The sequence below is a fragment of the Chryseobacterium oryzae genome, assembly GCF_022811665.1.
GTDB classification, from domain to species: domain Bacteria; phylum Bacteroidota; class Bacteroidia; order Flavobacteriales; family Weeksellaceae; genus Chryseobacterium; species Chryseobacterium oryzae.
Window position 1 is genome coordinate 1955093 of sequence record NZ_CP094529.1, and the last position, 25335, is coordinate 1980427.

Annotated in this window: 23 protein-coding genes; 8 read left to right on the top strand and 15 right to left on the bottom strand. The window is 32.1% G+C overall.

Features of this window, described 5'->3' with window-relative positions:
• Positions 1–3 precede the first annotated feature (3 nt).
• Positions 4–1314 carry an ABC transporter permease gene (locus MTP08_RS08985; RefSeq protein ID WP_243575708.1) on the top strand — a complete coding sequence of 437 codons (1311 nt, stop codon included), beginning with the start codon at positions 4–6 and terminating at the stop codon, positions 1312–1314.
• A gap of 53 nt (positions 1315–1367) precedes the next feature.
• Positions 1368–2081, top strand: a complete 714-nt coding sequence (locus tag MTP08_RS08990) for a 3-ketoacyl-ACP reductase (protein WP_209389302.1) — start codon at positions 1368–1370, stop codon at positions 2079–2081.
• A 39-nt stretch (positions 2082–2120) separates the two neighbouring features.
• Here MTP08_RS08990 and MTP08_RS08995 read toward each other — a convergent pair whose 3' ends face one another.
• Complete coding sequence (locus tag MTP08_RS08995; RefSeq protein WP_243575709.1) at positions 2121–3044, bottom strand: helix-turn-helix domain-containing protein; 924 nt, start codon at positions 3042–3044, stop codon at positions 2121–2123.
• Between the two features lie 207 nt (positions 3045–3251).
• On the opposite strand from MTP08_RS08995, the gene MTP08_RS09000 reads away from it, so the two are divergent.
• The 3 genes from MTP08_RS09000 (at position 3252) to MTP08_RS09010 (ending at position 6653) form a co-directional block, all read left to right on the top strand.
• Positions 3252–4781 carry an aldehyde dehydrogenase family protein gene (locus tag MTP08_RS09000; RefSeq protein ID WP_243575710.1) on the top strand — a complete coding sequence of 510 codons (1530 nt, stop codon included), beginning with the start codon at positions 3252–3254 and terminating at the stop codon, positions 4779–4781.
• A 272-nt stretch (positions 4782–5053) separates the two neighbouring features.
• Positions 5054–6088 carry an alcohol dehydrogenase AdhP gene (gene adhP, locus MTP08_RS09005; RefSeq protein ID WP_209389305.1) on the top strand — a complete coding sequence of 345 codons (1035 nt, stop codon included), beginning with the start codon at positions 5054–5056 and terminating at the stop codon, positions 6086–6088.
• A gap of 175 nt (positions 6089–6263) precedes the next feature.
• A complete protein-coding gene (locus tag MTP08_RS09010; RefSeq protein ID WP_209389313.1) occupies positions 6264–6653 on the top strand; it encodes a DUF779 domain-containing protein in 390 nt (129 codons plus the stop codon).
• A 42-nt stretch (positions 6654–6695) separates the two neighbouring features.
• Here MTP08_RS09010 and MTP08_RS09015 read toward each other — a convergent pair whose 3' ends face one another.
• The 3 genes from MTP08_RS09015 to MTP08_RS09025 form a co-directional block, all read right to left on the bottom strand.
• Positions 6696–8090: a type III PLP-dependent enzyme domain-containing protein gene (locus MTP08_RS09015; RefSeq protein WP_243575712.1), complete on the bottom strand. Its 1395-nt coding sequence runs from the start codon at positions 8088–8090 to the stop codon at positions 6696–6698.
• 107 nt (positions 8091–8197) lie between these two features.
• On the bottom strand, positions 8198–8827 hold the full coding sequence (locus tag MTP08_RS09020; protein ID WP_243575713.1) for a thiamine diphosphokinase: 630 nt from the start codon (positions 8825–8827) through the stop codon (positions 8198–8200).
• Positions 8817–9386 (bottom strand): cob(I)yrinic acid a,c-diamide adenosyltransferase, encoded by a 570-nt coding sequence (locus tag MTP08_RS09025; protein ID WP_243575715.1) that lies wholly within the window; start codon positions 9384–9386, stop codon positions 8817–8819. The genes MTP08_RS09020 and MTP08_RS09025 overlap by 11 nt, the downstream gene beginning before the upstream one ends.
• A gap of 332 nt (positions 9387–9718) precedes the next feature.
• On the opposite strand from MTP08_RS09025, the gene MTP08_RS09030 reads away from it, so the two are divergent.
• The 3 genes from MTP08_RS09030 (at position 9719) to MTP08_RS09040 (ending at position 13573) form a co-directional block, all read left to right on the top strand.
• On the top strand, positions 9719–11938 hold the full coding sequence (locus tag MTP08_RS09030; protein WP_243575716.1) for an ATP-binding protein: 2220 nt from the start codon (positions 9719–9721) through the stop codon (positions 11936–11938).
• On the top strand, positions 11928–12476 hold the full coding sequence (locus MTP08_RS09035) for a biliverdin-producing heme oxygenase (protein ID WP_243575717.1): 549 nt from the start codon (positions 11928–11930) through the stop codon (positions 12474–12476). Before MTP08_RS09030 ends, MTP08_RS09035 begins: the two co-directional genes overlap by 11 nt.
• Positions 12477–12646: 170 nt before the next feature.
• Complete coding sequence (locus MTP08_RS09040) at positions 12647–13573, top strand: malate dehydrogenase (RefSeq protein ID WP_209389311.1); 927 nt, start codon at positions 12647–12649, stop codon at positions 13571–13573.
• A 241-nt stretch (positions 13574–13814) separates the two neighbouring features.
• Here MTP08_RS09040 and MTP08_RS09045 read toward each other — a convergent pair whose 3' ends face one another.
• From MTP08_RS09045 to MTP08_RS09095, 11 genes are all read right to left on the bottom strand, one after another.
• On the bottom strand, positions 13815–14960 hold the full coding sequence (locus tag MTP08_RS09045) for an aminotransferase class I/II-fold pyridoxal phosphate-dependent enzyme (protein WP_243577744.1): 1146 nt from the start codon (positions 14958–14960) through the stop codon (positions 13815–13817).
• 52 nt (positions 14961–15012) lie between these two features.
• A complete protein-coding gene (locus MTP08_RS09050) occupies positions 15013–15969 on the bottom strand; it encodes a sugar transferase (protein ID WP_243575719.1) in 957 nt (318 codons plus the stop codon).
• 217 nt (positions 15970–16186) lie between these two features.
• Entirely contained in the window at positions 16187–17305 is a 1119-nt protein-coding gene (locus MTP08_RS09055) for a glycosyltransferase (protein ID WP_243575720.1), read from the bottom strand.
• Positions 17302–18372: a glycosyltransferase family 4 protein gene (locus MTP08_RS09060; protein ID WP_243575721.1), complete on the bottom strand. Its 1071-nt coding sequence runs from the start codon at positions 18370–18372 to the stop codon at positions 17302–17304. The genes MTP08_RS09055 and MTP08_RS09060 overlap by 4 nt, the downstream gene beginning before the upstream one ends.
• On the bottom strand, positions 18372–19358 hold the full coding sequence (locus tag MTP08_RS09065; RefSeq protein WP_243575723.1) for an EpsG family protein: 987 nt from the start codon (positions 19356–19358) through the stop codon (positions 18372–18374). Before MTP08_RS09065 ends, MTP08_RS09060 begins: the two co-directional genes overlap by 1 nt.
• 81 nt (positions 19359–19439) lie before the next feature.
• A complete protein-coding gene (locus tag MTP08_RS09070) occupies positions 19440–20258 on the bottom strand; it encodes a glycosyltransferase family 2 protein (RefSeq protein WP_243575725.1) in 819 nt (272 codons plus the stop codon).
• Positions 20259–21284, bottom strand: a complete 1026-nt coding sequence (locus MTP08_RS09075; RefSeq protein ID WP_243575726.1) for a glycosyltransferase family protein — start codon at positions 21282–21284, stop codon at positions 20259–20261.
• A 27-nt stretch (positions 21285–21311) separates the two neighbouring features.
• On the bottom strand, positions 21312–22613 hold the full coding sequence (locus MTP08_RS09080; protein WP_243575727.1) for an oligosaccharide flippase family protein: 1302 nt from the start codon (positions 22611–22613) through the stop codon (positions 21312–21314).
• A 6-nt stretch (positions 22614–22619) separates the two neighbouring features.
• Entirely contained in the window at positions 22620–23690 is a 1071-nt protein-coding gene (wecB, locus tag MTP08_RS09085; protein WP_243577745.1) for a non-hydrolyzing UDP-N-acetylglucosamine 2-epimerase, read from the bottom strand.
• Positions 23691–23835: 145 nt separating this feature from the next.
• On the bottom strand, positions 23836–24828 hold the full coding sequence (locus MTP08_RS09090; protein ID WP_243575729.1) for a mannose-1-phosphate guanylyltransferase: 993 nt from the start codon (positions 24826–24828) through the stop codon (positions 23836–23838).
• Positions 24825–25169, bottom strand: coding sequence for a phosphomannose isomerase type II C-terminal cupin domain (locus MTP08_RS09095; RefSeq protein WP_243575730.1), 345 nt, complete (start codon positions 25167–25169; stop codon positions 24825–24827). Before MTP08_RS09095 ends, MTP08_RS09090 begins: the two co-directional genes overlap by 4 nt.
• Between the last annotated feature and the right edge of the window lie 166 nt (positions 25170–25335).

The window sequence follows — 25335 nt, forward strand, 5'->3', positions numbered from 1 at the left end:
TTTATGAATAATATTTTTTTAATTACAAAAAGAGAATTTCTTACCCAGGTTAAGAAAAAATCTTTCATCATACTTACGCTTTTGGCTCCCTTAATGATTATTGCTTTTGGTGCCGTAATTGGGATGATGTTTAAAGCCAACGAATCTCATATTTCGATTCAGGTAGTAGATAACAGCGGGATTTTTAACAACCAGTTGAAATCTGATGACAAAATACAGTACGAATTTATCCCTTCCGCTGAAGAGCAATCTAAGCTGAGAACTTTAAAAAGCAATGAAAATCTTGACGGAATTTTAATTTTACCCGCTTTAGCCTCGAACAATTTCGATGATTTGGAGAAAAACACACGTTTGGTAGTAAACACCAAAATAGGTTTTGATACCAAACAGAGAATCGTATCAGATATTACCAATGTTATTAAAAAAGAGAAAATAAAGCAGCTTGGCATAAAAGAGACCCAACTAAATGATCTTGATAAAAATTTCAGTCTTAAAACCATCAATGTATCCGAAAACAACAAAGAAGATTCAGATTTAGCACATGGAATTAAGAGCGGACTGAGCATGATTTTGATGTATGTTACATTTATGTTCATCATTATTTACGGTGTTCGTGTCATGAGAAGCGTTTTAGAGGAAAAGAACAACCGAGTGGTAGAAATCATCATATCTTCTGTAAAACCTTTCGAATTGATGATGGGTAAAATTTTGGGCGTAACCATGGTTGCACTTACCCAGTTTATCGTTTGGATATCTATGTCTGTAATTGGAGCATTGATATTGAATACGAGCTTCAACTCGGTTCAAACCAACATACCTGGAGGAAATGATACACCTTTGAGCAAGTTAGATGTTCCTCAAATTGCTACACAGATTTCTCACGGTTTACTGGAGCTGAATTTCCCTCTAATTATCTTCGTTTTTATTGTGTACTTTCTTTTAGGATATATTTTTTACAGCTCAGTTTACGCAGCAATCGGTTCGGCAGTAGATAATGAAACAGAAACACAGCAATTCACTCTATTTGCTATTTTACCCCTTACTTTGGGTATGTACGGAAGCTTTTCAATATTAAATAATCCGGATGGACCTGTAGGATTTTGGATGTCTATTATTCCGTTTACGTCTCCTGTTGCAATGATTGCGAGAATTCCTTTTGGTGTTCCAGCATGGGAAATTGCCCTTTCTATTGCATTACTTTTAGGAACAACAGTTTTCATGATTTTCTTAGCAGGAAAAATTTACCGAGTAGGAATCTTGATGTACGGAAATAAAGCTACTCTGAAAGAAATTTGGAAATGGATAAAAAACTGATTTTTTTGAAATTAAAAATCATGTTTAGTAAATTTGCACAATAAAAAGTTATTATGAATATACAAGGTAAAAATGCCATTATTACTGGTGGTGGCAGAGGTTTAGGCAAAGCAGTTGCTTTAATTTTGGCTCATGAAGGAGTAAACATCGGGATTACCGGCAGAAATGAAGAAAACCTAAAAATGACCGTAGACGAACTGCAACAGATTGGCGTTAATGCTTATTATTCAGTTTTCAGTATGGATAATGAAATTCAGGTGAAAGCAGGATTAGAATCTCTTATCGAACAATTGGGAAGTGTAGATATTCTAATTAACAATGCAGGGATCGGAGATTTTGGATCTATAGAAGATATGCCGGTAGAAACATGGGAGCAAGTGATAAAAACAAATCTTTTTGGAGTGTATTACGCGTCAAAAACAGTTCATCCTTTTATGAAAGAAAAAGGAGAAGGTGACATTATCAATGTATCTTCTACAGCAGGTTTAAAGGGCGGCCCCAATATGTCTGCCTATGCAGCATCGAAAGCAGCCGTAATCTCATTATCTCAATCTATGATGGCAGAATGGAGAAAGCAAAACATCCGGGTTATCACTTTAACACCTAGTACAATTGCATCGGATATGTCTATTCAGGGAGGTCTCACCGATGGAAATCCTGAAAAGGTTCTTCAACCTGAAGATTTTGCAGAATGGGTACGAGATATTCTAAAAATGAACAGACGAGCCCTTATTGCTAATGGATCCATCTTTTCTACTAATCCTTAAAAAAACAAAACCAGCTTTCGAGCTGGTTTTTTTGTATATTTAATCCTTTGAAATCTTTTTACTCTGAAAAATTTTCGGAGTAATTCCTTCCATTTGTCTGAAAACACGAATAAAATAATTCATATCCGAAAAACCTGTACTGTAAGCCACTTCTCCTACCGAATGATTTTGCTTTAATAATTCTTTGGCTCTCTTTATTCTTTCCTGGACAATAAATTCGTTGGGTGAGATCCCTAATTCTTCTTTAAACATTTTAAAAAAGTTAGACTTACTTACATAAGCCATTTTTGCTATAGAATCTACAGATAGTTTCAGATGAAGATTTTTCTTGATGTAATCTGCTACAAAACCTATTCTCGATTTATTTTTCAAAGTATTTTTCTCCACAAGATTTCTTGCCTGAGTCTGCATGAGTCTTATTAACAGCTCTTTTAATGCAAAATCTGCGATTACATCTTTATAAGAATTGTCATCCATTGCAATTCTCATAATATTATTGGTTGCAGAAGCCAGAGATTTGTTGTTGAGAAGATAAAATTCATTCAGAGAAATATTCCATTGAGAAGAATCATCCACCTTTGCAGCATTAAAATTGAGATGATCCAAAGCTTGCTGTACAAATTCGGGATTCAAAGTGAGAGAAATACACTGTGAAGCATCATCATCAGCTTCAGGAAAATCAATCACCATAGTTTCGCCAGGAGCAACCAAAACACTTTCTCCTGGAAGATATTCAAAATAATTGGTTTTATTTTCAAGTTTCATCCATTTCTTCCCTCTCAACATTCCTGTAAAAGCTAAGTCTTCAAAATGCAGTTTTACATTATACGCACTCCTGTGGGTTTCATAAATGCTAAATTCACAATTATTTAAACTGAATTTAGTTTGGTTTTCTACCAATGTATTCAGTTTACTTTCTTGTGTCAGATTGGGTTTGATGAGCTGAAATCTGTTTTGGTTCATTATAGAAGATTTTAAAATCTCGTATTTCCAAATATAATGATTTTTAAAAAACAGAATGAATATAAATTTCCTTAAAAAATCTTAAAAAGTCTTAAAAAGATAATTATCCTATTTTTTTGGACGATTATCCTATGACATTTATCACATTAACTTCTAGATTAGCAATAATAAATGTTAATTGAATATTAATTAAAAAAAGTGAATAATATGAGCACAACAGCAGAACAAACCCAGAATTCATCGACTTTGGCGTGGCCTGAGTTTAAATCTAAATATGATAACTATATCGGAGGAAAATTTGTTCCGTCATTGGGCGGACAATATTTTGATGTTGTTTCACCGATAAATGGGGAAGTTTTCACTCAAGCAGCACATTCTAATAAAGAAGATTTGGATGCAGCTGTTAATGCAGCTTCAGAAGCTTTCAAAACTTGGAAAGATACCTCTCCAACAGAGCGTAGCATCATTCTGAACAAAATTGCAGACAGAATGGAGCAAAATCTTGAGTACATTGCAACTGTAGAAACTATTGATAATGGTAAAGCAGTAAGAGAAACTTTAGCTGCAGATATCCCTTTGGCGATTGACCATTTCAGATATTTTGCTTCGGTAATCAGAGCAGAAGAAGGATCTCATAATGAGTTAGATAAAGATACGGTATCATTAATCGTACACGAACCGCTTGGAGTAATCGCACAGATTATTCCTTGGAATTTCCCAATCCTTATGGCCGTTTGGAAACTGGCTCCGGCTCTTGCTGCTGGTAACTGCGTAGTTTTGAAACCGGCAGAAAGTACTCCTATCTCTATTATGGTTTTAATGGAATTGATTGGTGATTTGCTACCTGCAGGTGTTATAAACATCGTAAATGGTTTCGGTGCCGAATTAGGAAGACCTTTGGTAACCAATCCAAAAGTAGCTAAAGCAGCGTTTACCGGTTCTACAGCAACAGGACGTATGGTGATGCAGTATGCTACAGAAAATATCATTCCTGTAACTTTAGAATTAGGTGGAAAATCGCCTAACATTTTCTTCAATTCTGTTATGGATGCAGACGACGAATTTTTAGATAAAGCTATCGAAGGAGCTGTTCTTTTTGCCTTGAACCAAGGTGAAATCTGTACATGTCCTTCAAGATTATTGGTTCAGGAAGATATTGCAGACGCTTTCATTGCAAGAGTAGTTGAAAGAACAGAGGCTATCAAAGTCGGAAATCCACTAGATAAAACAGTAATGATGGGAGCTCAGGCTTCAAAAATTCAAAAAGATAAAATTGAAGGTTACTTAAAGTTAGGTAAAGAAGAAGGTGCAGAAGTGCTTACCGGAGGAGAAGCTAATAACATCGAAGGTTTCGAAAACGGTTTTTACATCAAGCCAACCATCTTCAAAGGAAACAACAAGATGAGAATCTTCCAGGAAGAGATCTTCGGTCCGGTTGTAGCGTTTACCACTTTCAAAGACGAAGCAGAAGCTTTAGAAATTGCAAACGATACCATTTATGGTCTTGGAGCAGGGGTTTGGACAAGAGATGCGCATCAGTTATACCAAATTCCGCGTCATGTAGAAGCAGGAAGAGTTTGGGTTAACCAATATCACGCTTACCCTGCAGGTGCACCTTTCGGAGGTTACAAGCAATCAGGAATCGGTAGAGAAAATCACAAAATGATGTTAGACCATTATCGTCAGACTAAAAACATGTTGATTTCTTACAACAAAAACAAATTAGGATTCTTCTAAAAAACACTTGTTATATATATTAGGGGCGTGCCCCTTTGTTTTCCAAAACTAAAAAACCTCATAGGTTTTTAAACCTATGAGGTTTTCCCCAAGCAAAAACAAGCGGGTCGGGCTTTTCAGGGCTCCACTACGTTTCGGTGCTTCGCTACGCTACGCACTGGCTTGTTCCTCGCCACCCTTACAATCCCTCACGCAATTACGTACAGAGCATTCAAAAATAATTAATTCTAATCATTAATTAAAGAAATCTAATCCTTAAATAAATAGTAATTATGATCCCAAAAACAATGAAAGCGGCAGTCGTACAAGGTTACGGACAGCCATTGAAGATTATGGAAGTTCCTGTAAAAACTCCCGGCAGATACGAAGTTCTTGTAAAAGTAATCGCTTGTGGTGTTTGTCACACCGATTTACATGCAGTAGACGGTGACTGGCCGGCAAAACCAAAAATGCCATTAATTCCAGGACACGAAGGTGTAGGAATTGTAGTGGCTTGCGGACCGGAAGCTCAGGTAAAAGAAGGTGATGCTGTTGGAGTTCCTTGGTTGTATTCGGCTTGCGGATGTTGCGATTATTGTATAACAGGATGGGAAACATTATGTGAAGCTCAGAAAAACGGAGGTTACAGTGTAGATGGTGGTTTTGCAGAATACGTTATTGCAGATTCCAGATATGTAGGACATCTAAAAAGCAATGCAAACTTTCTGGAAATTGCGCCTATCCTTTGTGCTGGTGTAACAGTATATAAAGGTCTGAAAGAAACTGAAACCAAACCGGGCGAATGGGTAGCTATTTCCGGTATTGGCGGATTGGGACACGTTGCTGTTCAGTATGCAAAAGCAATGGGAATGCACGTTGCCGCGATAGATGTAGCAGATGATAAATTAGAATTGGCTAAAAAATTAGGTGCAGATTTGGTGGTTAATGCTAAAGAAACCGATCCGGGAACTTATCTTCATAAAGAAGTGGGCGGTATGCACGGAGCATTAATTACTGCTGTTTCTCCAATCGCTTTTAAACAAGGGATTGATGTTTTGAGAAGAAAAGGAACCATTGCTCTTAATGGTTTGCCACCGGGATCATTTGAATTACCTATTTTCGAAACTGTTCTGAAAAGAATTACCGTGAGAGGTTCTATCGTAGGAACCAGAAAAGACTTGCAGGAAGCATTAGATTTTGCCAACGAAGGATTGGTAAAAGCAACCGTAACTTCTGCAAAACTGGAAGACATTAACGATGTATTTGATAAAATGAAAAAAGGACAAATCGACGGACGTATTGTTCTGGATATTGCCGGACAAAATTAACTTATTGTTATTTGTGATTTTTAAGCCCGGCAAATTATTCTTTGCCGGGTTTTTAGTAACTTTATAGAAGAACAAGGAGAATTTAAACGGCGTTTTCCTTAGAGTGATATACTAAAATGGCAAATTGATTTAATTTGCGACTCTTAAAATTATTTTATCAATCAAAAAGAAAAATATGGATACCAAAGATAAAACATCAAGACTTTCCGTAACGCCGGAAGCTATGGAGGTAGTTTGGGAATTGGAAAAAAAACACGGCGATCTGATGTTCTACCAGGCTGGTGGCTGTTGTGAAGGGACGCAACCGCAATGTTTCGAAAAAGGTGGCTATTTCCCCAGAATGAATGATGCAATGATAGGCACCATCAACGGACACGAGTTTTGGATAGACCGCGACCTGTTCGAATATTGGAAGTATTCTCATTTCACTTTGGATGTGCTGGACGGTTGGGGACCAGGCGGATTTTCTCTGGAAACACCTTTGGGAAAAACGTTCAAAGTTCATTATCGTTTATTCACGCCAGAAGAACTGGAAAAGCTGGAACCTGTGAAGCGCAGCGAATGAAAAAAAAAACCGTCCCAATTACTATAGGACGGTTTTTTTTTATTATTTGTAACCCAAAAGTTTAAGAACTTCTTCCGGTTCTTGTTTTTCTCTGAAAATTTCATACTGAAATTCTCCGTTTTCATCTTTCTGAATAAGAATATGCCTTGGCTGTGGCAATAAACAATGATGAACGCCACCATAACCTCCAATTGTTTCCTGATATGCTCCGGTATGGAAAAAACCAATATACAGAGGCTTTGTATCGCTAAAAACAGGAAGATAAATAGCATTGGTATGCTGTTCAGAATTATAATAATCATCCGAATCGCAGGTTAATCCGCCTAAGAAAACTCTTTCATAAGAATCTTCCCAACGGTTTAAAGGCAACATAATAAAATGTCTGGAAATTGCCCATGTATCTGGAAGAGTAGTCATAAATGACGAATCGATCATATTCCATTTTTCTCTGTCGTTCTGACGTTTCTGAGAAATAATTTTATACAGATTCGCACCACTTTCTCCTACGGTAAAACTTCCGAATTCAGTATAGATATTAGGTTCTTCAACGCCTTCTTCTTCACAGAATTTTTTAATTTGAGAAGCAATTTCTTCTACCATATACTGGTAATCGTAGTCGAAATTAAGGGATGTTTTTATCGGGAAACCACCTCCAATGTTCAATGAATTTACTTCAGGTGCAATTTTTTTAAGTCTTGCATATACGCGAAGACATTTATACAGTTCGTTCCAGTAATATGCAGTATCTTTTATTCCTGTATTAATGAAAAAATGAAGCATTTTCAGTCTTGCATTAGGATGCTCGGCAATTTTCTGACTGTAATATGGAATAATATCTTTATAACCTATTCCTAATCTTGAGGTATAAAATTCGAATTTAGGTTCTTCTTCGGCAGCAATTCTAATTCCTATGTCGAAAGTGGTATCGATACTTTCGGTAAGTTTATCCAACTCGCGGTAATTATCCAGAATAGGAGTAATATTTTCGAAACCTCCGTTGATCATTTCTGAAATTTTCACCAAATAATCATCCGTTTTAAAGCCATTACAAATTACCTCAATATTTTTGTCTACTTTACCTTCTTCGTACAGCGACTTTACAATATCCATATCGTAAGCAGAAGAAGTTTCTATAGAAATATCGTTTTTTAAAGCTTCTTCAAGTACAAATTTAAAATGGCTAGATTTTGTGCAATAGCAATATCTATAACTTTGCTTATAATCAATCTTTTCAAAAGCTTCTTTAAACCAGCTTTTTGCTTTTTGAATATTCTGGGAAATTTTCGGCAGATAATTTATTTTTAAAGGAGTGCCAAATTTTTCTACGACATCCATCAGCGGAATATCGTGAAACAACAAATTGTTCTCAGAAACATTGAATTCTTCAGTAGGAAAATACAATGTCTGATCAATAAGTTCCGAGTATTTTATCTTCATTTTTTAAACGAGTAAATTAAGAATGCAAAATTGCTAAAAAAGTTTGGTTTTTTAGTTTTAAATTGTATTAAAATTTCATCAAAAAACAAACATTATTATTGTCTGAATTAAAGATAGCGACTTCCCACAAATACTAGCAAATCTCCCTTTTCGTACTCCACAGAAACATCTTCCTGTACCGCAAAATTTCTGGTTCCTATTCGCGAGGTAATATTCAGGCTTTCACCATTCAGGCTCCAGTTCAAACCTTTTGTAAAAACATTTTCTGCGATGGGGAACGGATAAAGAGAAATCATACAACCTTTTACATTTTTCAGGACAAAATTTTTAGGAATAAAAAAGTATTCTGAAAACTCATCATAAAACTTAATATTCAATTTTTCTTTAAACGAAAATGCTACCGTAAGATTACCCAGAAAATGATCCTGCTCTCCTCCACTCGCTCCCCAAACATCAATATTCTTATACCCTTTTTGTAAAATAATTTCCAAAGCTTTGTGAAAATCGGTTTTATTTTGATCTGGCGTAAAAATGAATCTATCATCATAAACACTGTCATCCGATCCAAAATGAGAATCGAAGTCGCCGGAAATAAAATCCAGTTTTTCTAATGGAAAATTTAACTGTTTCAAATAATGAAAAGCGCCGTCTGTACAGGCTATAAGACCAAAACCGCTGAGTACGGGAAAAGATTTGGGCGGTTCTCCGTTAATGAATAATAATGCTTTATCTTTCATTAGGATTCCAGTATTCTTCCGGTTCGTTATTTATTTGAGAAACATATCTCGCCAATACAAAAAGATAATCTGAAAGACGGTTAAGGTATTTTATAAGTTCTGGACGAACTTCTTCGGAATCATTCAGAAAAACCAACGAACGTTCTGCTCTACGACATATTGTTCTTGCTGCATGCAGAAAAGTTGCAGATTTATCTCCTCCCGGAAGGATAAAAAACTGTAAAGGTTGCAATTTTTCATCAAAGGAATCCATCCATTTTTCCAGCTCTTCGATTTCTTTATCTGAAATAATGATTGGTAATCTCGATTTTCCATTTGCCAGCATTAATTTATCTACAGGAGTTGCCGCTTCCGAACCTACTGTAAACAAATCGAACTGTATTTTCTTAAGCTGTTTAACAATCTGCTCATCTTCGATATGGCTTTTAGCGATTCCGATAAATGAATTCAGTTCATCAATATTTCCATAACTGTCTACTCTTGCACTTGCTTTGGAAACTCTCGTTCCTCCATACAATGCTGTTTCGCCTTTATCTCCAGTTTTTGTATAAATCTTCATAAAAATCATTTTTGTGGAAGCAGTTCTGCATCCATATTTTTGTAAGACTAAATTACTTTATTATCCTGTTTCGGGCAAATAATACCTCCACTTAGTTCAATAATAACCGCATTATCGTAATAGAGATACCTAAAATTATAATGAACACTTAAATCACTCAAAAAATATCATAACAAAAAACTAATATTAAAATTAAAAAATCATTAAATGGTTAATGAGTTAATAATTAATTTAATTTTTGTTAAATACTATTAAACATTTCGCAACACATACCACACTAAGATCATTTTGCGTTTTATTTTTTTTATCTTTGATTCCTTATACGTATATATATGAATTTTGTGGAATGCCACGATGAACCCATCCATATCCCGGGTTACATCCAAAGTTTTGGTTACCTGATTGGCGTAGACACAGCTTCTCATACCATTTCTTTTTTAAGCGAAAATATTGCTGAAATTTTCGATATCGAGAATGCAGCATCTCTTTTGGGTAAGAAACTATCTCAATACCCTGAAGTTTTCAGAACAGTTTTAGATTCTGATATTTTCGAGAATGCAGAATTTCTTTCAAGACGAGAAAACGAAACTTATTTTGATAAAATTGTTATTCAGGGTAAACTGTATCATTTTTCTGTTTTCTTGTCTAATCAGTTTGCATTTTTAGAATTTGAAGCGGTTGTAGAAAATACCCTGAAAAAAATTACCAGTAAATATGATAATTTCTACATCATAGATAATGAACAGGAAATCTGGAAACAGCTTCTCAACATCATTTCTACCATTATAGATTATGACAGAATGATGGTTTATCAGTTTATGGAAGATGGTTCGGGCAAAGTAGTTGCTGAGAAAAACAATGACAATCTCGAAAGTTATTTGGGATTGCATTATCCAGAACACGATATTCCTAAACAAGCTAGAGAATTATATCTGAAAAAGAGAAAAAGAATTTTTTCTGATGTGTATTCTCAACCTGTTAAAATTTTGAGTCTTACCGAAAAAAATATTGATCTCACTTTTGCCGTAACAAGAGCCATGTCTCCTATCCACGGGCAATACATAAAAAATTCGGGTGCAGCATCCAGCTTTAGTATATCAATAATTATTGATGATAAACTTTGGGGATTGGTTACCTGCCAAAACAGAACAGCAAAACATATTGATCTTGAAGACAGAGTACAATCTGGTATTTTCACGGTATTGGCATCTAACGCTTACTCTTCATTTAAATCGAAAAAAGAGCTGGAATACAGGCTCGATCTTAATGAAAAACTGAGTTTTCTGAAATCTGAATTTCTGAAATCTGAAAATCTTTTCGATGCACTGGATGCCAATAAAAAGGAATTGAGAATAATTCCTAATGCAGACGGACTTGCAATTATTTCCGATCAGGACATCGTTTTGGAGGGAATTACCCCAAACAAAGAAAAGGTAAAAGAAATCATCAACTGGGCTTACAAAAATGTTTCTGATAATATTTTTGCAAGCAGCAGTTTCCTGAAAAACCACGGACAAAAACTTGGTCTTAATCCTGATACTGCAGGAATTATTATTTATTTCGTGGAAAAAAGCAAACGAGAAATACTAATTTGGTTCAGAAAAGAGTTTGATGAGCATATCAGTTGGGCAGGAAATCCGGAAAAAGAGATTAATATTTCTATGCAGAATGGCGTAGAAAAGCACACCGTTTCCCCAAGAAAATCTTTTGAAATATTCTTAGAAAATATTAAAGGAAATTCTAAAAGATGGAGTTCCAAAAACGTAATTGCTGTTAATCTCATTAAAGACCTCATCCTAGAAACATCTCACAAGCAATACATTACCATCAAAAAACTGAACGATCAGCTTAAAAGAGTTAACGAAGAGCTCGACAGTTTTTCTTACACCATTTCTCACGATTTGGGAACACCGCTTACGGTAATGAAATTAAATGCTCAAATGCTGCTTAAATCTCTTTCTGAAACTGCAGATCGAAGTAAAATCAATTCTATTATTGATGAAATCGACAGCATGGCAGAAATGATGCAGAATGTACTCCAGCTAAGCCGTGCAAAACACAGCGAAATTAAGCTGGAAACCATTGAAACCAATGCTACCATCCAAAAGATTACTGAAAATGCTAAAATTACATTTGACAGCCCAAAAAGTTTGGTTGTCATAAAAGAATGTCCCGAAGTTTTGGCAGATAAAACAATGCTGCATCAGGTATTTTTAAATATTATTAATAATGCTATAAAATATTCTTCTAACCAGGAAAAACCGGTTGTAGAAATTGAAGGTAGTGAGGAAGGTAATAAAATTATCTACCGAATTAAAGATAACGGCATTGGGATCCCCGAAGAAAATAAACATAAAATGTTCAAAATATTCAACAGGATGGATAATGCCAAGCAATTTAAAGGAAATGGTGTCGGTTTATCTATCGTACACAGAATAATGAGCAGACTTGGAGGAAATATCGATTATGAAAGTGATAAAAACGGAACCTGTTTTATTCTTACCTTTCAAAAACCTTCCACAATAACAAAAGAACTCAACAATGCTTTCTGATTATCTTAAACAAAAAACAGCAGAATATCACGATGCAGCAGAATTGCTTTTCAACTCTCAAAAGATATTCAGTAAAACATTTACATTAGAAGATTACAAAAAAATAATTTACAACAATTATTTAATGCTTTTTTACGCTGAAGATAAAATATTTAGGCTTCTTGAGGATAAATATGGTGAAAAACTTCATCTTGTAGACAGAAAAAAATTACCCCTTATCGAAAAAGATTTCCAATCTCTTCATTTAAGTAACGATCAGCCTTATTCTTTCGATATTGAAAATGAACTTGAAGCATTGGGGGCTTTATATGTAATTGAAGGCTCTACTTTAGGCGGAAATGTAATTGCTAAGCAACTTTTCAAAACAGAAGGATTTGAAGAATTAAAATTCAATTTTTTTGGATGTTATCAGGAAAATACCGGACTAATGTGGAAAAACTTTAAAGATGTTATCGACAGTTATATTGAAGAACCCAATTACGACCAGGTTTTATCCGGAGCCCGAAAAATTTATCAGTTTTTGTTAGGAATTTCTTAAATCTATTAAAATATAATTAAAATTCCCGAAATATTGCTCAATTTTTCGGGAATTTGTACATTTGGGAAATTCAAGATTACAATAATTCAAAATAATAAATAATTAAAAAGTACACATTATGAAACTGTAAAGTTCCATAATACCATTAAAAACAATAAATAAAAAATATTATGAAAGTAACTGTAGTAGGTGCAGGCGCAGTAGGAGCAAGTTGTGCAGAATACATCGCTATGAAAAACTTCTGTTCGGAAGTAGTTTTAGTAGACATCAAAGAAGGATTTGCTGAAGGAAAAGCAATGGATTTGATGCAGACAGCATCATTAAACGGATTTGATACAAAAATTACCGGAACAACTGGCGATTACAGCAAAACAGCAGGTTCTCACGTTGCCGTAATCACTTCAGGAATCCCAAGAAAACCGGGAATGACCAGAGAAGAACTTATTGGTATTAACGCAGGAATTGTAAAAGATGTTACCGAAAATCTGGTAAAAAACTCTCCTGATGTTATTATCATCGTAGTTTCTAACCCAATGGATACTATGGCTTATCTTGTGCACAAAACATCTGGTCTTCCAAAAAATAAAATTATAGGAATGGGTGGTGCTTTAGATTCTGCAAGATTCAAGTATAGATTGGCAGAAGCTCTAGAAGCTCCAATTTCTGATGTAGACGGAATGGTAATCGCAGCGCACAGTGATACGGGAATGCTTCCTTTATTGAGCAAAGCTACAAGAAACGGTGTTCCTGTAACAGAATTCCTTAGTACAGAAAAACAAAACTATGTAATTGAAGAAACCAAAGTAGGTGGAGCTACGCTTACAAAACTTTTGGGAACATCTGCATGGTATGCACCAGGTGCTGCAGTTTCTGTAATGGTTCAGGCAATTGCTTGCGATCAGAAAAAAATGATTCCTTGTTCTTTAATGCTAGACGGAGAATACGGAGAAAGTGATATCTGCCTTGGAGTTCCTGCTATTATCGGAGCCAACGGAGTTGAAAAAATCGTAGATATTACCTTAACAGAAGAAGAAAAAGCAAAGTTTGCTGAAGCTGCAAAAGCTGTAAGAGAAGTAAACGGAGATTTGAAATTTTAAATATAGCTTTCTTTTTTAAGCATAAAAAAAGCCAAAACAGAAATGTTTTGGCTTTCTTATTGAGAGTAACTCAATTTTGGATTACATTTTTAATTCTTACTTAAAACGAGTATTTCTTTTCAATTATAATTAAAAAAGAGGCTGTCTACACTTCTCTTGAGACAGCCTCGTGTTGTTTTTTTGAAGGATAATAACTTAATTGCGGATTAATTAAGATAAGTTTAAAACTGTTGTCCATTAATTACTTTTTATCTACAGCAAAAAAAGAATGTATCACATTTGTGATACGAAGTCTGTCTTCATCAGAAAGATTAGATCCTGAAGGAAGACACAAACCATTATTAAATAATTGTTCTGCTATATTAGTTCCATAATAGGGAGCATCAGTAAAAACAGGCTGCAAATGCATTGGCTTCCACAGTGGTCTCGATTCTATATCATCCTCTAAGAAGGTCAATCTTAAATCTTCACGATTTTTACCTATAATTTCAGGATTTACAGTAATTGCAGAAAGCCAATGATTGGAGAAAAAATCTTCTGATGGCTCAGTAAATACTTCTACCCCTTTAATATTTTTAAAGAGATTAATATAAAAGTCATGCATTTTTCTCCGGGCTTCTACTCTATCCTCTAAAACTTCCATTTGTCCACGACCTATACCTGCAACAATATTGCTCATACGATAATTGTACCCAATGAATGAATGCTGATAATGAGGTGCATTGTCTCTTGCCTGAGTTGAAAGAAAAACAGCTTTATCTTTATCTTCCTGAGTATGACAAACTAAAGCTCCACCTCCGGAAGTAGTAATGATTTTATTGCCGTTAAAAGATAAAATACCGAATCGCCCAAAAGTTCCGCAAGCTTTGTTTTTATATTTCGAACCTAACGCTTCAGCCGCATCTTCAATCACAGGAATTTCATATTTTTCTGCAATCTCAAGTATTTCGTCCATTTTAGCAGGCATTCCGTATAAATGAACAACAATAATTGCTTTTGGTTTTTTCCTTTTTGAAATTCGGTCTTCTATGGCTTCTTTTAAAGCTTTCGGACACATATTCCAAGTATTTTTTTCTGAGTCAATGAAAACGGGAGTAGCGCCGCAGTAAGTGATTGGATTGGCGGAAGCTGAAAATGTCATCGACTGGCAAATCACCTCATCCCCGTGTTTTACATCACATTCTATTAAAGCTAGATGCAATGCAGCTGTACCAGCAGAAAGGGCTGCTACTTTTACCTCTATATTGAAGTAACTTTCTAAATCTTTTTCAAAACCATCTACATTGGGACCTAATGGAGCTACCCAATTAGCATCAAAAGCTTCTTTTACATATTTTTGTTCATTCCCACCCATGTGTGGTGAGGAAAGCCATATTTTAGAATTGATAATAGTAGTTTTTTATAAATGTAAATGTATGTTTAATTTTCTCCAATACTTTTTAATTACTATTCATCGTTAAAACTACTCTTATAGTCTTAATTATTATTTCAAAATCTAATTTCATGGAGTAGTTTTTAATATAATATAAATCATACTCTAGTTTTTTCAAATTATCTTCGGGTGTTGCTTTTGGAAGATTGACTTGAGCCCAACCTGTAACTCCGGGTTTAATTACATGTCTTAAATCAAAAAATGCATTATCTATGGTACATTGGTGTACAAATTCTGGTCTTTCTGGTCTTGGACCGATTAAACTCATATCACCTTTTAAAATATTATAAAGTTGAGGAAGTTCATCAATTTTAGAGAGTCTTAAAAATTTGCCCACAAATGTAATTCTATCATCATTTTGTGTTGTAAAACCACCACTATGATTGGTCTTCATAGTTCTAATTTTATAAATTTTAAAATTTTTGGCTCGAATTCCAACACGTTCTTGAACAAAAAAAACTTTTCCGGGAGAAAATATTAAATTTATTATACAAGCAAATATAACCAAAGGTAGAGCAAAGGGTAAAAGACAAATAGCAACGGTAAAATCAAAAAATCTCTTCATCGATAGTTTAAAATTCTTTTTCAAACCAATCGAAAATATATCGTCAGCCAAATACTCGTTTGAGCTTAGCTTAACCAATGGAATTCTCCGATTTACGAATTCATAGAATTCATGTGCATCGTAAACAGTTACTCCTTTTAATCTTGCATGAATAATATCATTAACCAAATTTTCAGGCAATCTATTTAGACTTGATGTTTCAATGATAATATTCTTAATGTTTAATCTATCTAAATACTCTAAAATACTTTTGGAGTTTCTTTCTGAGTTATAGATAACAACTTTAAAAAATTGTTTCAATTTTTTTCCTTTAAATAGCTTCATAGATATGTCACTTACATTGATAAACAGACATCTTTCTATGCTATTTGCTACATTAAAATACGTTTTAAATTTCATACAATTTTTAGTTACTAATACTATAAATAATACATAAAGTATTTCTGCAAAAATATTAATTTTATATTAGAATTAATTTAAACTTTAATAATAATTACAATTACTTTTATGATGTAATAATTGCTTTTATCAACAATACTATTTTATCTGCAATAATTACAATTTTTCTAATTATTAAAACACTATAATATTTATAAAAGTCGCTTAAATAAAGTTACTAAACTTTAAGAATATCCTTATAAATATCTATTGTTTTTTTTATCATAATATCTCTAGTTAATTCTTCGTTATACCTTTTAACGGCATTTTTTGAAAACTCTTGGTACAAATTTTCATCTTTAAGCATCGTTCCAATACTTTCTGCAATTATTTTAGAGTTCATTATAGGAACTGTTATTCCTGTATACCCATTTACGTTTACCCAATCTACACCGGATCCAGGTATTTGTGTTGATACAATAGGCAAACCATAAGACAATGCTTCTACTTGTACAATTGCGTATGCTTCAGTTTTAAAAATTGAGCTTAATGCGAAAATTTTTGAATTTTTGAATAAAAAATCTTTTTCAGCATCAGTAATTTTTCCTGGTAATAGAACTTTATCTTCTAATTTATTTTCTTTAATAATCTCTTCTAGTTTCTGTCTTTCTTCACCTTCTCCCGCAATAACAATAATACAATCGGTAGGGATCGTTAATGCTGATTTTACAAGGTACTCGTAACCTTTATAATAAGCCAATCTTCCTAGAGAAAAAATAATATTTTTATTTTTTAAACCAGAAAAACGATTCTTTTCAATCTGCTTATCATTTGTTAGTATATTAACTCCAATTGGTACAACTACACATTTATTCCTATAAAGGTTTAACAAATCGGAACCTTCAATATAATTGGGGCTTGTCGCAACAATAACTGAAGATTTACTCATTAGCCATTTTAACAGAGGACGATAAAAAATTAATAAAATTTTTTGTTTTAAAATATCGCTATGCCAATGTAAAACAATTGGTTTTTTAGGCTTTGATAAAAACATAGCAATTGCAGCCATTGGATCTGGAGAATGAACATGTATTATGTCATAATCATTTCGAATTTTCTTAAATATTTTTATAACCTGCAAAGAAAAAAGTGTGGAAAATTTTTTAATATTAAGTTTTGCTCTATAAATATTGCCTTGTTTATAGTGATCTACTTTATATTCAGAAATATCATTTACACCTAGAGCATCACAAGTAATACCTTCGTCATTGAGTCCTTCTGTAAGTAATTGTATTACGACTTCAACACCGCCTAAATTTGCTGGTGGATAGGCTTTACCAAACTGTAAAATTTTCATAATTCTAAACTTTTTTCATGTTTTTCCCCAGAAATTGTCCAAGTAAATTTCTCTAAGAATAAGTCATAATTTTTCAAATCATTATCTTTAACAAGAAGTTTATTCATCTCATTAATTAAACTGTTTTCAATTTCTATTTCAAAATAGTTTATTTCATCTCCAAAAATCTCTTTGAAAACAGGAATATCTGAGGCTAATATTAACTTTCTAAAATACATTGCTTCAAGAATAGGCAATCCAAACCCTTCATATTTAGATGGAAATATCAAGAAAGAGGACTTTTCATAAACATATTTTAAAGTTGATTCGTTGACAAAGCCCGTAAAAAAAATATTATCTTTCCCCAAATTATCTATATTGTCGTTAATAAAAAAAGAATCTTTTTTACCTACAATTAATAAAAGTACATCTTCCCTATTCAGCTTATTAAAAGAATCTACTAAAAATTTTAAATTTTTGTGCGGTTTTACGTTTCCGACAAAAAGTATAATTTTATTGAATGAATCTAGTTTTTGTTTAACATTTTCATCAATATCAGTACAATCAATTTTATTCATTTGTTTATAGCCATTGTAAATCACTTCAATTTTAGACTGATCAATAGTTATAAATCGTAAAATTTCTGTTTTTGAAAATTCTGATACTGTGAAAATTTTATATGCATTTCTTTTAATAATTTTAAAAAGAAATTTAAAATATAGAATTGCCAATTTCGAATAATAATGCGGATTTGCTAAATGAAATGCATCATGAATGGTAATAAATAAACTATTCTTTTTTACAAAGAATGGAATATTTATATGAGGAATAAATATTTTAGCATTTTTGGGAAGTTTTGTAATGTACTCGTATTGTTCTCTCAAAGAAAATGGTAACGACTTAAAAAAAATAATCTCAACTTCTGATTCTGAATTTTTTAAAACTTCTTTAACTTTTTCGTCACTTTCATTGTTGCTAATCAATATTAAAGAAAGCTTTTTATCTTTTAAAAAATAATATAACAATTCTTCTACATAAGTACCTATTCCAGAATTATTAATCATTCGGCAATCAAAAATAGTTTTCATTATTTGAATAAAATAGAATTATATGGTTCCAAACTATTATTTAAAGGAGACAATGTTTGGAAAATTTGTAATACAACATACCCGAAAATTAATAAACCAATTAAAAATTTAAGAATATTATATCTAGTTATTGCAGGCAAAAAAGAAAAAAATATGCATTCACTAAAACGATAATATAATGAAAGTCTAGTGGCAATTAATTCGAATTCACTAAAAATAAGATAAATAGAAATATTAATAAGAGCAGACCACAATAAAATATTTTTTAATCTACTATCTAACTTAATTTTTTGTAAAGCAAAAAAAGTTATAAATAATATCGCCACCCTTACAGCTGTACTAAAACTATATAAAATATTACTATTATACATATCATCTTTACTGTATGCACTTGCTTTATTTGCAAAGTGATTTTCACTTCCTAAAAATGAACTAATAAGATTAATAATTGGCTGAGCAATTTTAGTGGTAGCTAAAAATAATACCGTAAAAAAAACTATAAAAAATATTTTTTTTGAACAGATTACATTTCGAGTAATTATAGCTAAAGGTAAAAAGACTGCTGCGGAATAATGATTAAATACAGCCAATACAATGGCAAAATAAAACATTTTGATATTTCCTTTGTTGAGATAACTTAGCCCCAAACCTACAAAACCGAGTGCTAATCCTTGCCGTATTCCGTTCATGTCATAAACAAGAAACCAGAATCCTGAATACATTAACAAAGATAGTATTATGTTATTGGATGTTAATTTGAATGATAACAGTTTAAGAATAAAAGATAAAAAGAAAAAAATAGCTAAAAATGAATTAAAGCTACCTCCAAAAAATTTTACGACTTTTGTTAAAAATTGATATCCTAATTCTATATTATCTGGAAAATTAAACACTCGATAATATTCATATGTATCTGTTCCTACACTAATATCTCTGAACATTCCTATACATAGAATAAATAAAATTGCAGGCAATAATAAAAACAAAAATTTATTTTTGTTTCTGAAAACTACTTGTAAACTATAGACAAGAAATAAGTATGTGGGTACAAGATAGTATAACATATATTAATTAATCCTAAAATTAAGGTAACCTTTTATTCTACCAATTAGAGTCTTATAATAAAATTTTTTATTGCCACTTAATAAAATTCCTCCCGCACTTCTTAATAGATATTTGTAAAACTGTAATAAAACTGATAATTTTTTTGTACGTAAGTATTCTTTTTTAAAAATAGCACCAAAGCCTAAACCATACTTATAAGCTCTTTCACTATCTTTTGATGACAAATTGGCTGGATGATATACTGTAGCATTTTTTGCGAACCCACCTCTGCTTTTGTCATTCAGCACAGCCCACATATAATCTGTTTCTTCTCCCGATCCAAAAAAACTACCTACACCTAATTGAACGTCAAAATTTATATTTTTATTTAATTTCGTAAATACGTTGTAAGAAATACATTTTTTAATAATATCTTTTTTGGATAGAATTCGGTTTTCTACAGTAATAAAATTAAAATCTGTAATAGGGTCATTAGCCTTTAATAATACAAAATCAAAGTTATTTTCTGTAAATGAATTTTTAACATCTTCTAAAACATTCTCAGAATACGTACAGTCATCATCCGGATATCCAACAATTTCTCCTGTTGCAACATCCAATGCAATATTACGATTATAAGAAAGACCTTTTCTATCACTTCTTATATATATTATAGTAAACTGAGAATCATATCTCTGAACAATTTCTTCAATAAGTCTATGAGGATTCTGATCTACCAATATAAGTTCAAAACTCCTATATGTCTGGGCTGATAAAGAAATTAATAGTTCTTCTATTTCAGAAACTCTACCTAAAGTAGCCGTAATTAGTGAAAACTTCATTTAATATATAGTTTCATTTAATTTGTAAAATAACTCTTTAATGTGAAATTCATCATTATAGTAAGTAGTAAAAGCGTTAGCTAAAAAATCGTCATAAATCGAGTTTTCTAATAAATTGTTACTTTCAAAACTATTAAGTTGTTGAAGTAAATATTCTGAATCTAAATTATTTTTCAAAACAATTTTAAATTCAAGATTAGATAGATTCTCTTGAAACGAATTTATACAATTACTAAAAATAGGAATTATACCATTTGCAAGATAGCTATTCATTTTTGTAGGAGTTGCCACTCTGTTCATTTCAATATCTTCTCGTATTATAAAGCCATACTTGTACTTCTTTATTTCTTGAGACAATTCTTTATATGGTTTATAATCAATCACAACATTTTCAATTTTATACTTATTTACATACTCTTTTGCTTTGTCTTGATCAGGAGTAAACAAATACAATTTCGCGTTCTTAATTTTTAGTTCTATTTCGGAATACAAAATCAGCATTTGATCTATACATTGCCAATCTGACATGGTTCCTGCGTATAAAAATGTAGGAGTGCTATATTTACTAGGCTGTGTGAAAGCTTCCTTGTTAACATCCAAATTAAAACAAGGCATTATATAAAATTTATTTTTAAAATCTACTTTATATTTTTTCTCATAGTGTGTTTTCATTTTATTTGAAACAAAAATTGAGAAAAAATTACATCTCAATGAGATAAACTCGAAAATAGTCCATAAAGCAATTTTAAATACTTTGTCTTTATGGTGGTAATTAACGAACAATTCTTCGGGCATAATACCTTGATACCAACATATCACTTTGATGAAAGGATTTTTAATTAAAACCTTTAAATGTGATTTTGCATTAACAACAATAATAATATTTTTTCTTGAGTCTATTTCTTTTATAGATTCAATTATTTCGACTTTAGCTTCGAAATTAGATAAAGATTTTCTTATGATTTCGACATAATGTATTGTAGCATCATGCCTATCTCCTTTTTCAAAAAGAATCTGAAATTTCATCTTAATGTTATTATAGTTACTTATATTCTAAATGATAATCTTTTTTAAATAAACAAACTGAAAAACAGTATGAAATATATAACTTATTAGATAAGAAATTGAAATACCAACTGCTCCTAAATTGAGTATTCTAATCGTATAATATGAACATGCAATTAAAATAATTGCCCAGAATAAGTTAAAATAAAAACCAAGCCACATTTTGCCTTTACTTGCAATTGCTTGTCCTACTACATTATTAACAGCGATAAAACCGGTAGTAATGAACATAATAATGATTGGTACAAGGGCATCATCATATTTATGTCCATAAAAAAATGTAATTAAAGGTGAAGCAATAACAAAAAACAGCACCAATCCAAAACCTATATAAACACTTACTCTCAGATTTTTATTAAACACTTCTTTGTATGTATCTATATTATTTGCATTAGCAGTTAACATAGGCAATGCAATCTGAGAGAGCGCAGCAGGAATAAATAAAATTGTATTTCTCCACTGGTTGGCAATATCAAAATTAGCCATCTGCTCATATCCTTTTGGTTGATTAACAAGTAAGTAATTACAATACCAAGTAACCGGACCAACCATTAAACCTCCCAAAATTGCAGGTAAACTAAATTTCCATAAAACATTAAGTTCTTCGAAATTTTTAATATCAAAGATTTGAATATTAAATTCTGAGTAAAAATATTTTTTTAATGTTAAAAAATTGAGTAAAAACAAAATCACAAAGTTAAGACCAAATGCAATTACCACAGCGTTCAGATCAAAAAATTTGGATGCCAAAATTAATCCTATAGAGGAAATAACTCCTGCAACAACATTATTTATAGACATTTGTTTAAATTTTTCCATTCCTGCGAGAATGCCATTTTGGATTCCGTTAAGAGAGGAAAAAAACAGAATAAAAGAACTTAATCTAATTTCGTTAAAAATTACCGGAGCTTTTATTTGGATTGCAATTTCTTCGGCAAATACATAAACTAAAATAGAAACAAATATGCTTATTATAATTGCTAGTAGTGTAGAAATACCAACAATTTTTTCAACTTTTGCTTTGTCTGAAAATCTATACTGAGAAATATATTTTGTTGAAGTAATACCCAATTCTAAACCCGCAAACATTACAAACATAAGTATTGTAGATTTAATTATCCCAAACTGACCATATTGCTCTTTACCTAAATATCTTGCCATTAAAATTGTGGCTAGTAGTAGAATAAATTTTGACAACAGGTTTCCTAATAGAATCCAAAAACTATGTGAAAAAATTTTCTTATTAATGTCGGATGATAGAATTAACTTTACTTTTGATTTGATATCCATTGCTAATTATAATGAACGGATAAACTCTACAATTTTCTCACAAGCATTTCCATCCCCGTATGGATTATGAAGTTCACTCATTTTTTGGTAGATTGTAGTATTTGTTAAAAGTTTATTTGTTTCTTCTACAATCTTATTTTTATCTGTCCCAACCAAAATAACGGTACCCGCTTGTACTGCTTCTGGCCTTTCAGTTGTGTCTCGCATAACCAAAACAGGTTTTCCTAAACTAGGAGCTTCCTCTTGCACACCACCAGAATCGGTAATAATTAGATAAGACTTCGCCATCAACCAAACAAATGCAGGATAAGCTAATGGATCTATAAGCCTTATATTGTTAATACCGGAAAGTATTTTATATACTGGTTCCTTTACATTAGGGTTAAGATGAACAGGATATATAATCTGTGAATTATGGTTGGATAGCGCAATTTCTTTCAGTGCTTCACAAATATTGATAAATCCTTGACCGTGATTCTCTCTACGATGCCCAGTTACCAGTATTAATTTTTTTGAAGGATCAACTATTGTTTCTAAAAAATCGATTTCAGGATTCTTAATTGTTTTTACTCTTTCGGAACTCTCTAATAAAGCATCAATAACAGTATTTCCAGTAATAACAATATTTTGTTTTGGCAGATTTTCTTTCAACAAATTATCATAAGATTGTTGTGTTGGTGCAAAATGAAAATCTGCAATTCGTCCCGTAACCTGCCTATTGATTTCCTCTGGAAAAGGCGATCTTTTATTATGAGTTCTCAATCCTGCTTCTACATGACAAATCTTAGCCCCACTATAAAATCCAGCAATACTAGCAGCCATTGTCGTTGTTGTATCACCATGAACATAAACATAGTCTGGTGAAAAATCATCCAAAACCGGTTTCAGTTCAGATATAATGTCTGCAGTTAATGTAAATAGATTTTGGTTAGGCCTCATTAAATTCAAATCATAATCAGGTCTAATCTCGAAAAAATCTAATACCTGATCTAGCATTTCGCGATGTTGAGCTGTAACGCAGACCTTTGTTTCAAAAATATTCTGATGTTTTTGAAATTCTTTTACCAGAGGAGCCATTTTAATTGCTTCCGGTCTCGTTCCAAATATTATAAGATTTTTCTTTTGCAATTTTTAATTTTTAAATTATTAGTATAAATTAAGTTGCTTTAAAAACTTTAGTAATTTATTATAACTTATTGCTATATCAAATGTTATAAAACATTTATCTTAAAGTAGATTGATATTTTTCTAACTGATTATAAATCTTTTTAACATCTTGAGATTTCTCTTTCTGTAAAATTAAAAACGCATCGGGAGTATAAACGAAAATAGAATCTTTAAGACCTACAAATGCAGTGAAAATTTCTGTACCGATGACCATATTACCATTTTCATCAACAGAATGCCCTGTAGAACGTAAATAATCATATAAAGACTCGAAAGACCCTAAATCACTCCATCTGAAATGAGCAGGTACTACTTTTATCTTTTTAGATCTTTCCATTACAGCATAATCTATACTTATGGATGGTATCTGTAGAGAGGCTTCTATATTCAGAGACTTATTTTCAGATATACTCCAAGCTTCTACACATTTTTCAAAGACTTCCGGTTGATACTTTTTCAGTTCATCTAAAAATACACCTGCTTTAAAGCAAAACATTCCGGAATTCCACAAAAAAGTACCTCTTTCTAAAAATCCTTGTGCTGTTTCAGTGTTTGGTTTTTCTCTGAAAGAAAGTACATCTTTCCCTTCATATTCTATGTAACCATATCCAGTTTCCGGTTTTGAAGGAACTACTCCAAAAGTAACAAGAAAGTCTTTCTGAGCTAATTCAATCGCCTCTTTAATTGCTTTTTCATAAGCATCTTGGTTCTGAATAAGATGATCAGATGGAGTAATAATCAATATATCCTCAGCATCAACAGCAAGAGATGCAAAGGCAATTGCGGCTGCTGTATTTCGTGCTGCAGTTTCTGTAATAAAAGTTTTAGGAATAGAAATGTCATTCAAAAGCTGTTGGCTCCATTCGATATGATCTGTATTTCCTACAACCATAATTTCATCTACCACTTTTTGATTTCTTTCTGCAGTTAATTCAAATAAAGCTTTACCAGAAAATAATTTAAGAAACTGTTTTGGATGTTGTTTCCTTGAAAGAGGCCAAAGCCTACTCCCTACACCTCCTGATAAAATTACATTATATATTTTCATGCTCTATTATAATCATCTTCAACTCTTACAATATCGTCCTCACCAAAATAAGTTCCATATTGTACCTCTATAAAAACAACAGGCTCATTAGTTTTGTTCTCCATACGATGATGTGCTCCTAAAGGAATTTGTGCTACCTCTCCCGCTTTAAAATCTTTAACTTGATCGTTAATGGTTATGGTTCCAATACCAGAAACTATTGTCCATACTTCAGCTCTATGGTGATGGTACTGAAGAGAAAGCCTACCTCCAGGATTCACTAATATTCTTTTTACTTTATGAGTTTCAGCATCTTCCAAAACCCAGTACTCTCCCCAAGGTCTAACATCGTGTTCTAGCATTACTTATATTTATTTGTATTAAGTCTGCAAATATACTCAGTTTTTTCCAAGAATTACATTAATAAAATTTAATATCACATCTAAATTCTTTTATTTATCAAAAAAAATATTAATTAAATAATAAAAACGGTTTAATAGTCAAAAATAGTTGGTGAAATTCTTTGCA